Below are 12,039 nucleotides of genomic sequence, written 5' to 3' on the forward strand. Positions count from 1 at the left end.
TAAATATAAAAAATTAAATGCAAGGGGATTTACGCGATGCGTATCATTCTGCTAGGCGCTCCAGGCGCTGGTAAAGGCACTCAGGCTCAATTCATTAAAGAAAACTATGGTATCCCACAGATTTCAACTGGTGATATGTTACGTGCGGCAGTAAGTGCAGGTACAGAACTAGGACTGAAAGCAAAAGCACTGATGGACAATGGTCAGTTAGTGACTGATGAATTAGTTATTGCGTTAGTTAAAGAGCGCATCAAACAAGACGATTGCCGTAATGGTTTCTTGTTGGATGGGTTCCCAAGAACAATTCCACAAGCTGATGCAATGAAAGAAGCGGGTATCAACGTGGATTTCGTACTGGAATTCGCTGTACCGGATGAAATCATTGTTGATCGTATTATTGGTCGTCGTGTTCACGCACCATCAGGTCGTGTTTATCATGTGAAATTTAATCCACCTAAAGTGGAAAATCGTGATGACGTGACTGGTGAAGAATTAACAACACGTAAAGATGACCAAGAAGAAACGGTTCGTAAACGTTTAGTTGAGTACCATACTCAAACTGCACCGTTAGTTTCTTATTACCAAAATGAAGCGAAAGCAAGCAATGCGAAATACTTCAAAGTTGATGGTACACAAAAAGTAAGCGAAATTAACGCTGAACTGAAAAGTATCCTTGGCTAATTCGTCATTGTGATGACTAATCCCGGTTGAGCCGGGATTTTTTTTATCTTAAAAATAAGAAGATGAGATAAAAAGCGCAATCCAATAAATTGACAAGCACAATTCATTATTTTCCTTTATTCTTCTACTCTTTGGTTATCCTAATAAAATAACTCTAAGGAGTCACATAGTATGAATGATGCTAAGTATGGTGTTCTTTTGGTTAATCTTGGCACACCTGATGCGCCGACAACGGGTGCTGTTCGACGTTATTTGGCTCAATTTCTCAGTGATCCTCGTGTTGTTGATGTTTCTCCTTTGATTTGGAAACCAATATTACAAGGGGCGATATTACCGTTTCGCTCACCTAAAGTAGCTAAGTTATATCAACAGATTTGGATGGATGAGGGTTCACCACTTTTAGTTTATAGCCGAGCGCAACAACGCGCTGTTGCTCAGCGGTTACCTAATATACCCGTGGAGTTAGGGATGTGTTATGGCAATCCTTCACTAAATGAAGGGGTTGAAAAGCTATTACAACAAGGTGTTGAGAATATTATTTTGTTACCACTTTATCCTCAATACTCTTGCTCTACTTCTGCGGCGGTATTTGATGGTGTCAGTCAAATTTTTAAAGACATGCGTACCATACCCTCTCTTCATTTTATTCGCAGTTATCCTACACATCCGCTTTATATCAAAGCACTTGTCTCTTCTATTGAGAAAAGCTTTCAGCAATATGGCAAACCGGATCGTTTAATTCTCTCTTTCCATGGTATTCCTGAGCGCTTTATCAAAACAGGTGATATTTATTATGATGAGTGTTGCCTTACAACAGAAAAACTAAAAGAGCAATTAGAGGAACGGTTAGGTTACTCTAAAGAACAAGTCATGTTGACATTCCAGTCACGCTTTGGCCGCGAACCTTGGCTATCGCCTTATACAGATAAAACGATGGAAAAGTTGGGAAGTGAGGGGGTTGAACATGTGCAGGTTGTATGCCCAGGATTTTCATCTGATTGTTTGGAAACATTAGAAGAAATTAATGAACAGAATCGAGAGTTCTTTATTCATGGTGGTGGCAAACAGTACGAATACATCCCAGCATTAAATGATGATCCTGAGCATATTGACTTGCTAGAAGCGATGATCCGAGAGGTATGCAAAAAATAATTACTGAATTCGATAAATAAAATTATCGGATTTGATGATATATTAATTTGATCATATTTCAGTTATATATAAACTTATCTTTTCTCATTTTTTAAGTCTTTTAGTGGAAATCACTAAAAGTGCTGACAAACGGACACTGCATTACATAAATTTAGGCAGGAAAATGAATAGTAAGCTTTCAAAACCACAATCTTCAGAAATTGATAAAGGACATTTTGACGATTTCTATCTAAAACAGAATGATGAAATCGATCTTTTTGAATTATTTTCTGTTATTTATAAATCAAAATTTGTCATTATTGGTATCACGTTATTATTTGCTATCGTTGGCTTTACTGTTGCAAGCTTTTTACCACAAAAATGGACGAGCCAAGCTGCAATTACCAAGCCAATGCTTGATGAGATGAAGCAATTAAGAGCAACATTGACTGAGCTTAGCTTAGTGGATGTTGATACAGGTGTGAATGGTTCATCCGTTTATCAAAAATTTATCAATAACTATAACTCTCGTGTTTTACGTGAAGAATATTTGATAAGTACGGATTATTACAAAAATTTGCTGGCTAAAATGGAAGAGCCAACACCACTGGATCAGCGTAAATTAATTGAAGAAATCGTCACTAAAGATATTAATTTAAAAGCGTCAGACAGTAAAAATAGTGAAGAGGAGTTTAGTGGTGAAATCAATTTAAGCTTTACCGCGCCAACCTCTGAAGAAGCTTACGATTTACTTTCTGGTTATATTCGTTTTATTTCTACTAAAGTACGTATCGAAGTAAAAGACGAAATTGATGATCAAATTGAGCGTAAATTAAGTTTTGCGCAAAAAGCGTATGAAATGGATTTAGAACGTATCGCTAATGCACGTAATGTTAATGTACAACGCCTAAAATATGCGTTAGAAATTGCAAATGCAGCCGGCGTTAAAAAACCTATTTCCAGTGAGGGTGCGCAAATTAAAGATGACCCAGATTACTCTATTGCCATGGGTTCTGATGCATTAAGTAGTAAATTGGCTATCACAGAAGCTATCACAGATCCAACAACAGTGAGCGCTGATCTGAAAAACCGTTTATACAATATGAAGCAATTAGAAAAAGTAAAATTAGATGATCTTCAATTTGTACCATTCAAATATATGCTGAAGCCTTACGAACCGACTAAAAAAGATGCGCCTAAGCGTGCTCTGATTTTAGTTGGTGCCGCTTTTGTTGGTTTTATTCTGTCTGTTATGGGTGTTTTACTGAGCTATATGGCAAGAAACCGTCGTAAAACCGCATAAAAATATCTGTAAATAAGTAGGTGTACTGACGTACACCTACTGCCTCTCCCATAATATTGTGTTAACATTGCGCATCTTTTTTAGCTGTGTAGCATCGTTCACAATGAAATTCCCTGGCAAACGAAAATCCAAACACTATTTTCCCGTTAGTTTACGAGATCCTCTATTACAACCCATCATCAATATGACGGAGAGCGAATCCTCTCGCGCTTATATCGTGGGTATTGACCAAACATTGGTTGATATTGAAGCGAAAGTTGATGAAGAGTTTATTAACCGTTATAACTTGAGTCAGGGACACTCTCTTGTTATTGAAGATGATGTTGCAGAAGCACTTTATCGTGAATTAACAGACAATAATCTGATAACACACGAATTTGCTGGTGGCACTATTGGTAATACGCTACATAACTACTCAGTATTGGCTGACGACCGCTCTGTGTTATTAGGTACTATGTGTAATAACATTCAGATTGGTAGCTATGCTTATCGTTATTTATGTAATACATCTAGCCGAACTGATCTTAATTATCTCCAAGGTGTTGATGGTGCCATTGGGCGCTGTTTTACGCTGATCACGGAAAATGGCGAACGTACATTTGCTATTAGCCCAGGTCAAATGAATCAACTTAGACCTGAAAGCATTCCTGAAGAGGTCATTGCAGAAGCTTCCGCATTGGTATTAACGGCTTATTTAGTTCGCTGTAAACCGGGTGAACCGATGCCGTTAGCAACCATGAAAGCGATTGAGTATGCGAAAAAATATGATGTGCCTGTCGTTCTCACACTGGGCACAAAATATGTTATTGCAGATGATCCACAATGGTGGCGTGATTTCTTAAAAGAGCACGTTTCTGTTGTTGCAATGAATGAAGATGAAGCTTTTGAATTAACAGGACATGCTGATCCTCTATTGGCTTCCGATGTTGCTTTAGAATGGGTTGATTTAGTACTTTGTACGGCTGGGCCTGCTGGGCTTTATATGGGCGGTTACACCGAGCACAGTTTTAAGCGCCAAACCACACATCCTTTATTACCAGGTGCTATTGCTGAATTTAATCGCTATGAATTTAGTCGTGCAATGCGTCGTAAAGATTGTGACGAGCCAGAGAAAGTCTATTCTCATATTGAACCTTATATGGGTGGCCCAGAGAAAATCATGAATACAAATGGTGCGGGTGATGCAGCATTATCAGCATTACTGCATGATATTACAGCGAACAGCTATCATCGCATTAATGTGCCAAATTCAAGTAAGCATCCTCGGACTTATTTAACTTATTCATCATTAGCGCAAGTCTGTAAATATGCTAACCGAGTCAGTTATCAAGTGCTAAGTCAGCATTCTCCACGTTTGACGCGCGGTTTACCTGAAAAAGAAGACAGCTTGGAAGAAGCTTATTGGGAGCGCTAAGTTTGTATTGTTTCTAGCTCTTGTTTTATCAGTGTGAAACAAAAAAAACCTATCAATAAATTATTGATAGGTTTTTTATTGACTAAAATTCTATGGATTTAAATCGTTACCTGTGTTTGATTATTGTGCTGTACTTGGTGCAATGATTTGTTGACCATTCTCTGGTGTATCATCAATAGCACAACCAAACTCAACTTCTTTAATTAGCATATCTGCCATTGCAGATGCTGTTTGATCTTCATCGATAATGACGTGATTTGCGCCTTTCTCAAGGATAAAAGAAGCTTCTTCATCATAGTTAGCACGCACGATAATATCGTCAAAATGAGCACGAACAATGATATTTAAATCAGGATTCATATTTCTTGCTGTTTCTGCGATATCTGCTGCTTCATAACCATTAGGTATCGTCAGTAATAAAGATTTAGCACAATCAATACGGGCTAAAGCAAGTGACTCTTTGGTTGATGCATTACCCAGCACTGTATTTAAACTTTTCTCTTTTAATTCAGCGAATTTATTACGGCTATTTTCGATAATAACTAATGGAATAGATTGAGCTAATAATTTTTCAGTAAGCATGCTTCCTGCACGCCCATAACCGACGACAATAGCATGACCACAAATATCGACAGGGACTGGCATCTCTTCTTCCAGCTCTTCTTGTTGCAGCTGTTCCACTTCTTCTTTGGTTTCTGTTTTTGCCAAATAACGGTCTAATAAAGAGAACAAAATAGGGTTTAGCATAATAGAGACTAAAGCACCGGCTAAAACAAGATTACGTGCATCTGGTTCTAAAACGTTTAGTGCTACACCGAGGCCTGCAAGAATAAAGGCAAACTCACCAATTTGAGCAAGGCTGACTGAAATCGTTAAGGCGGTGCGTCTGGAATGTCCAAACATTCGCACAAGGACTAATGCTGCGGCTGATTTACCAATAATAATGATAGCCAATGTTGCTAAGATCCCGAGCGGATGCTCAATTAATACCATAGGATCAAATAACATACCGACAGAGACAAAGAATAGAACCGCAAAGGCATCTCGCAACGGTAAAGTATCTTGAGCCGCTCGGTGGCTTAACTCAGATTCATTAAGCACCATACCTGCAAAGAACGCCCCTAATGCGAAGGAAGCATCAAATAAAGTTACAGCGCCATAAGCAATACCTAAAGCAAGGGCGAGTACACTCAGTGTAAAGAGTTCACGAGAGCCCGTTGCCGCGGTTTTAGCTAAAATCCAAGGAATAAGCTTACGACCAACAATCATCATGATTAGGATAAAGGCAACAACCTTACCGATTGTGATACCTAAATTGATCATGAGTTGAGAAATATTGGTTTGATCGCTACTTTCGAGCATATTGGCAATCGCAGGGAGTAGTACAAGAGCTAACACCATTGCTAAGTCTTCAACAATCAACCAACCAATAGCAATTTGACCGCGTTGGCTATCAATTAGGCCTCTTTCTTCAAGTGCGCGTAAAAGGACAACGGTACTTGCAGTTGAAAGGCATAAACCAAACACAATGCCACTAAATAAACCCCAGCCAAAAAATGCTGATAATCCCAATCCTAATAGTGTTGCTACTGCAATTTGAGCAATAGCACCCGGAATAGCGATAGCTTTTACTGCCATCAGATCTTTTAACGAGAAGTGTAAACCTACACCAAACATTAACAGAATGACGCCAATTTCAGCGAGTTCAGGGGCGAGAGAGGTATCAGCAACAAAGCCGGGAGTAAATGGACCAGCGAGTACACCCGCAGCAAGATATCCTACTAAAGGTGAGATTTTTAGCCGTTGAGCGATCATGCCTAAAATATAAGCAAGTGCTAATCCACCAACAATGGTGGTAATGAGGGGGGTTGAATGCGGCATCAATTCTCCTTCTTTTTATAAAACTACATGTATCGGGGGGCGAGTAATATAGCAGGCTGATAGTTTAACGTATTCATGCAATAAATTCGCTAAAAATTATCGATTATTTATAAAAATAGCAAGTTGATTGAGTTTTTTGATGCAAATACACTTTTTTATGTTATTTTAATTAGTCTTACCTTTTAAAGTAAGAGATACCCTGTTACCCGTTCATTTAGATAACAAGGGAAATTACAAGTTATTCAGTTTTATTTACCCCAATATTAGGAAGAAAAAGGGTTAAAACACCTGATAGTGGGAGATAAACATAAATATGATAGACATATTCAATACTCTTCTGATCTGCAATATATCCTAAGACTGTAGCACCCATGCCACCCATCCCAAAAACAAGTCCGAAGAAAAGCCCTTAAACTGTGCCAGTTTTACCCAGAATTAACGCTTGAGCATAAACTAAGATAGCAGAAAATGCTGGCGATAAAATCACACCAATGTGTATGGTTAATATATCTACCCAATCTAAGCCAGTATAAGGTGATAGGGTGTAGCAAAAGAGACAACGTCAGCGTTATGTATTAATAGAGAGTATAGTCGTTATTGATGGAGATAAGATAAAAAATACGGGAAGAAAATCACTGTGGTATTGCTCAGTTTGATTTTCTGCCACAGCGTTATTGTTAATTAATTGTTTCTATTTTATTGGTTTAGTTTACATCTATTTGGAGTTGGGTGCTTTTGTGAGAAATAGAGTTTGATTCATGTCTCAAAAAAACCATTGGATCAATGAAATAATAAAAAAATTATATAACCTACGTCATAAAATACAGCAAAAGTATTTAATTTCTGTCTGCTTTTTCTACAGTAGAACCATGGCAGAACCTTCTCAATAAATAATATACATGGGGATATACCATGAGCTTATCTTTTAAATTATCTGCATGCGCACTGACGGTATCTTTAGCTATGGTGCCTGCGATGTCTCAGGCATGGGAAAAGGATAAAACCTACGAAATTACTATTTTACATACCAATGATCACCATGGCCATTTCTGGCATAACGATCGTGGTGAATATGGTTTAGCTGCACAAAAAACGGTTGTTGATAACATTCGTGATGAAGTGGCTAAAAAAGGCGGTAGCGTACTGCTGTTATCGGGTGGTGATATCAATACGGGTGTTCCAGAATCTGATTTACAAGATGCAGAGCCTGATTTTAAAGGTATGAATCTTGTGGGTTACGATGCAATGGCGTTGGGTAATCATGAATTCGACAATCCATTAGATGTTTTACGCCAACAAGAAAAATGGGCAACATTCCCATTCTTATCTGCAAATATTTATCAAAAAAGCACGGGTGAGCGTTTATTCAAGCCTTACACCATTTTTGATAAGCAAGGTGTAAAAATTGCAGTCTTAGGCTTAACGACTGATGATACTGTACGTATCGGTAACCCTGCAAACTTCCCTGATACTGAATTCCGCAAACCTTCGGATGAAGCTAAAAAAGTTGTAGAAGAACTGCGTACAACGGAAAAACCAGACATTATTATCGCAGCAACTCATATGGGTCACTACGATGATGGTAATCACGGCTCTAACGCACCCGGTGATGTGGAAATGGCGCGTGCATTACCAAAAGGTTACCTTGATATGATTGTGGGTGGTCACTCGCAAGATCCTGTTTGTATGTCTCAAGAGAATAAGAACTACAAGCAAGCTGACTATGTACCAGGAACACCATGCGCACCAGATAACCAAAATGGTACATGGATTGTTCAGGCTCATGAATGGGGTAAATATGTTGGTCGTGCAGACTTTGAATTCCGTAATGGTGAGTTTACGTTAAAACATTACCAATTAATCCCAATCAACTTAAATCAGAAAGTGAAGAAAGACGACGGTACAACGGAACTAGTTTACTATACAAAAGAAATTCCTCATAACCCTGAAATGATGAAATTGCTGACACCTTACCAAGAAAAAGGTGGCGAGCAACTGAATGTTAAAGTGGGTGAGGTTGTTGGTAAATTAGAAGGTGATCGTAGTAAAGTTCGTTTTGTTCAAACCAATATGGCACGTCTATTATTATCAGCTCAAGCTGAGCGTGCGAATGCCGATTTTGCCATTATGAGTGGTGGTGGTGTTCGTGATTCTATTGAATCTGGTGATATTACTTATAAAGATGTTCTGAAAGTTCAACCATTCGCGAACGAACTCGTTTATGTTGATTTTAAAGGCGAAGAAGTCGAGCCTTATCTATCCGCTGTTGCATGTATGAAAGTCGACTCTGGTGCTTATGCTCAATTCTACAATGTTAGCTTAACAGTAGATGCAGACTGCAAAGTGAGTGATGTTAAAATTGCGGGCAAACCATTAGATAAAACTAAGTCTTATCGTATGGCAACACTTAATTTTAACGGTATTGGCGGTGATGGTTATCCTAAGATTGATACACATCCAGGCTATGTCAATACAGGGTTTGTTGATGCTGAAGTATTAAAAGGTTACATCGAAGCACACTCCCCATTGAAAGCTGATGATTTTGAACCTAAAGGTGAAATTGTTTATAAAAAATAACTTTCACTAATAAATCATATTTTTCATAGGGTTAGATATCGAAAAGGCGACTATACAGTCGCCTTTTTTACATCAAAATTAAGATTAAATTTTTATTTTGAGGATGAACCTTAAAATAAAAAATCAGCCATAACTAAGATTCTTTGCGGATCAGTGCAAATTGAGCACCTAATACAGCACCTAAATCTTTTGCCGATAATTCAATATCTAAGCCACGTTTACCACCAGAAACAAAGACTGTGTCAAATTCAAGTGCTTGTTCATCAATCACTGTTGGTAGGCGTTTTTTCTGGCCTAATGGGCTTATTCCACCCACTAAATAACCAGTGACCTTTTGTGCAATTTGTGGGTCTGCCATATCTGCTTTTTTTGCCTTAAAGCATTTAGCAACGAGTTTTAAATCTAACTGACCAGAAACGGGGGTTACTGCAACTGCAAGGTTTTTAGCATCGCCATTTAAAGCAACTAAAAGTGTTTTAAATACTTGTCGGTTATCTAAACCTAATTTTTCAACAGCCTCATCACCAAAATTATGAACATTTACATCATGCTCATAAGGATGAAGGGTAAATTTAATTTTTTGTTTTTCCAGTAAATTAACAGCGGGTGTCATAGTTATTCCTAATCACAATGTTTTTATGATTGATAAGTTAGTAAATCAATCAGATTCTCTTCACCAAACAAATGAAGAGCACCTACAGTTACCACATAACGGCCAGCGGGTAATTTTGATAATAGGCTAGCCCATTTTTGGTTACGGCTTTCCATTAAAATATCAAATACGGCTTTGCTAAAGGTATTTGGTAAAGGAGGCTGTTTTTCTCGACTATTATAATTTAACCACCAATTGATCATGATTTGCAATGTACGTGCATTATCGTGCCAATTCTTCAGTGTATCTTCGAGCAATTGTTGACCATCGTGAGGAAAGTTCAATAATAATGCGACCTGATCCCCAATACCTTCAAGCTCTATAATGTTTCTTTTGTACTCATTAGCATATTGAATGACTTGATAATCAATGCCGTATTGAGGTTGTAAGCCAAGTTGCATCGCCTGGGTAGATTGTAAAATCAAGGCAATTTGCCAAAGAGGTTTATTCTCAAGTTGATAAAGTGGGAGTGAGAGAGCTTCACAATGATGGGTAATTTGAGAAAAAAGAGCGCTATTTAAACGTGTTTCTAGTGACGCTCTAAAAAGAGAGGCTTGATCAAAAGGCTGAACATCTGTTGAGATATCCGCTTCAACTATGATCGCATCTGCATTTTTTATTTCGTTGATAAGCACATTGGAAAGTGGAGACATTGTGGGAACGCCCATATGTATACTGCCCACGAGGTGTAAAGAAATCTTATTAGGTAGCATAATATCAATAGCAGGGTAAGGGTAATGTGTGGTCTGATTTATCTTGATCCACTTTTTAAGTTTCTGAAAAATACCCATCATTTGATATGCTCCTTGAAGTGTCGATCACTAAGTCCCAGCATAACGGATTTTTAATTGAATGAAACAGTGAAAACTAAGTATTTACTTAGCTTTCACTTTGTTTACTTTTTTGAGTAAAGTATTACCAACTGATCCCAACACCACCGGCTGAAACAAAATTATTTGAATCATTCCACGCCGTAGAAGCTCTGACTTTTACATTTTCATTAATACGATATTGCATCCCCCAAGCAAGAGCCGTTGCATTGCGATAATTACCAATACCGATAGCTGTGCTAAATGTTGCTGAGTCAGTAAAAGGCAAATTACTCATTGCTGCAACAGAGGCAATACCTTGATTAGCGCGCTTTTCAACTTTAGAGAAACGAGTATTAGTTTCATGTTTAAAATGTTGAAATTGACTATCAAGTTTGTTTATATTTTCTTGAGCAATTGAGTTTTCTATATACAACTTACCAAAATGATCTTTAATGTTTTTTTCACCAAATTCTTTTATATTTAAATATTCTAGATATTCATTTTCCAAATGATTAATATGATCTTTGTTTTTTGTTATGTTTTCTATGTTGTTTCTAATTTTTTCATTATTTTCAGTAATGTTTGTTTGGTTTTTTTCTATCTTATCACTATTGGAATTTATTGATTGTTTATTTTCTGCTATCGCTAAATCTTGAATAACATTTTCGCCTAATGCTTGATCTGCTTTTAATGTGTTATTAGCAATGTTTGATTTGTTGATGGAAATAGATAATTCATTTTCTGTAATATTATGTGTATTATTTTTTATGTTTTTTTTACCTGCTTCTAAGGTATCAATTATTTCATCTATTTTTATTTCGACATTATTATTTATGATGGAGTTATCTAGAGTAATTAAGTTAGCATTGGCAATTTCATTTTTTAAGTGTTTTTCATATATAATCATGTCTTTGGGTTGTAAATGAATTTCACTTAATTCTTCATTGGATAATTTTGCTTCAGATAAAGGTGTGTCATTATTTTTTATTTTAATATATAAGTTATTTGTATTGTTATTGTTGATGGCTTCTATAGTCTCATTATTTAATGCTAGTTGATTGTTCTTAGATGTGTTTGACAGGTATTTTATAATGGATTTTTTTATTGCGTTATCTTGACTATCTATTATGTGTGAATAAAAATTAGAGGATCCTACATTATAACCAGGGTGTGTTAATTTTAAGTGTTCATCTATGCGGTTTGTTATTTCTTCAGTTAAGTGGAGTGTCAGGTTATTATTTTTGTCAATATCAAATGAAATATATCTATTGGAAATAACTTTACGAATGATATTTTCTTTTTTATTATCAATCTCCTTTTTAATAATTTTAATGAAAGCATCATTTTCTTTATTATTATGTATTTTTTGTGGGATGGTTATTGCATTGTCAGATTTTATAACGCTAGATTGCGATTTGTTGGTTTCAGTTATATCTGTGGAAGAGTGTGTAATATAATTGCCAGCAATTGCCCCTTGAGAGTATATTGATGAAAGTAATAAAATGGTGATTGTTTTTATTTTGATATCCTTCATTTAAAGCTCCTTTATGTAATGAATTTAATTCCATTTTGATTTTGAAATATATTT

At 36.7% G+C, this 12,039-nt stretch carries 9 protein-coding genes and 1 pseudogene; 5 read left to right on the forward strand and 5 right to left on the reverse strand.

Annotated elements, in window-relative coordinates; all coding sequences use genetic code 11:
* Nucleotides 1–36 precede the first annotated feature (36 nt).
* The 4 genes from adk to B6258_RS07205 all read left to right on the forward strand — a co-directional run bounded on the left by adk (nucleotide 37) and on the right by B6258_RS07205 (nucleotide 4,529).
* Nucleotides 37–681: an adenylate kinase gene (gene adk, locus B6258_RS07190; RefSeq protein ID WP_088494772.1), complete on the forward strand. Its 645-nt coding sequence runs from the start codon at nucleotides 37–39 to the stop codon at nucleotides 679–681.
* A gap of 171 nt (nucleotides 682–852) precedes the next feature.
* Entirely contained in the window at nucleotides 853–1,833 is a 981-nt protein-coding gene (gene hemH, locus B6258_RS07195) for a ferrochelatase (protein ID WP_099074682.1), read from the forward strand.
* Nucleotides 1,834–1,996: 163 nt separating this feature from the next.
* Entirely contained in the window at nucleotides 1,997–3,115 is a 1,119-nt protein-coding gene (gene wzz(fepE), locus B6258_RS07200; protein ID WP_099074683.1) for an LPS O-antigen length regulator Wzz(fepE), read from the forward strand.
* A 103-nt stretch (nucleotides 3,116–3,218) separates the two neighbouring features.
* Nucleotides 3,219–4,529: an inosine/guanosine kinase gene (locus B6258_RS07205; protein WP_099074684.1), complete on the forward strand. Its 1,311-nt coding sequence runs from the start codon at nucleotides 3,219–3,221 to the stop codon at nucleotides 4,527–4,529.
* 120 nt (nucleotides 4,530–4,649) lie between these two features.
* Here B6258_RS07205 and ybaL read toward each other — a convergent pair whose 3' ends face one another.
* Both ybaL and B6258_RS18285 read right to left on the reverse strand, forming a co-directional pair.
* Nucleotides 4,650–6,410 (reverse strand): YbaL family putative K(+) efflux transporter, encoded by a 1,761-nt coding sequence (gene ybaL, locus B6258_RS07210; RefSeq protein WP_099074685.1) that lies wholly within the window; start codon nucleotides 6,408–6,410, stop codon nucleotides 4,650–4,652.
* 238 nt (nucleotides 6,411–6,648) lie between these two features.
* Nucleotides 6,649–6,957, reverse strand: a pseudogene (locus B6258_RS18285) (MFS transporter); the annotation flags it as partial.
* A gap of 365 nt (nucleotides 6,958–7,322) precedes the next feature.
* Between B6258_RS18285 and ushA the strand changes: the two are divergent.
* On the forward strand, nucleotides 7,323–8,987 hold the full coding sequence (ushA, locus tag B6258_RS07220) for a bifunctional UDP-sugar hydrolase/5'-nucleotidase UshA (RefSeq protein ID WP_099074686.1): 1,665 nt from the start codon (nucleotides 7,323–7,325) through the stop codon (nucleotides 8,985–8,987).
* Between the two features lie 133 nt (nucleotides 8,988–9,120).
* On the opposite strand, the gene ybaK is transcribed toward ushA, so the two are convergent.
* From ybaK to B6258_RS07235, 3 genes are all read right to left on the reverse strand, one after another.
* Nucleotides 9,121–9,600, reverse strand: a complete 480-nt coding sequence (gene ybaK / locus B6258_RS07225; protein ID WP_099074687.1) for a Cys-tRNA(Pro)/Cys-tRNA(Cys) deacylase YbaK — start codon at nucleotides 9,598–9,600, stop codon at nucleotides 9,121–9,123.
* Nucleotides 9,601–9,623: 23 nt separating this feature from the next.
* Nucleotides 9,624–10,433 carry a TraB/GumN family protein gene (locus B6258_RS07230; RefSeq protein ID WP_099074688.1) on the reverse strand — a complete coding sequence of 270 codons (810 nt, stop codon included), beginning with the start codon at nucleotides 10,431–10,433 and terminating at the stop codon, nucleotides 9,624–9,626.
* 121 nt (nucleotides 10,434–10,554) lie between these two features.
* Entirely contained in the window at nucleotides 10,555–11,985 is a 1,431-nt protein-coding gene (locus B6258_RS07235; protein WP_099074689.1) for a YadA C-terminal domain-containing protein, read from the reverse strand.
* Nucleotides 11,986–12,039: the final 54 nt, after the last annotated feature.

It is taken from the genome of Proteus alimentorum (genome assembly GCF_002607735.1).
GTDB lineage: Bacteria > Pseudomonadota > Gammaproteobacteria > Enterobacterales > Enterobacteriaceae > Proteus > Proteus alimentorum.

Excerpts from the sequence above, each read along its gene's own strand:
- adk (WP_088494772.1), top strand. The coding sequence starts at position 37 with ATGCGTATCATTCTGCTAGGCGCTCCAGGCGCTGGTAAAGGCACTCAG.
- hemH (WP_099074682.1), top strand. The coding sequence starts at position 853 with ATGAATGATGCTAAGTATGGTGTTCTTTTGGTTAATCTTGGCACACCT.
- B6258_RS07205 (WP_099074684.1), top strand. The coding sequence starts at position 3,219 with ATGAAATTCCCTGGCAAACGAAAATCCAAACACTATTTTCCCGTTAGT.
- ybaL (WP_099074685.1), bottom strand. The coding sequence starts at position 6,410 with ATGCCGCATTCAACCCCCCTCATTACCACCATTGTTGGTGGATTAGCA.
- ushA (WP_099074686.1), top strand. The coding sequence starts at position 7,323 with ATGAGCTTATCTTTTAAATTATCTGCATGCGCACTGACGGTATCTTTA.
- ybaK (WP_099074687.1), bottom strand. The coding sequence starts at position 9,600 with ATGACACCCGCTGTTAATTTACTGGAAAAACAAAAAATTAAATTTACC.
- B6258_RS07230 (WP_099074688.1), bottom strand. The coding sequence starts at position 10,433 with ATGATGGGTATTTTTCAGAAACTTAAAAAGTGGATCAAGATAAATCAG.
- B6258_RS07235 (WP_099074689.1), bottom strand. The coding sequence starts at position 11,985 with ATGAAGGATATCAAAATAAAAACAATCACCATTTTATTACTTTCATCA.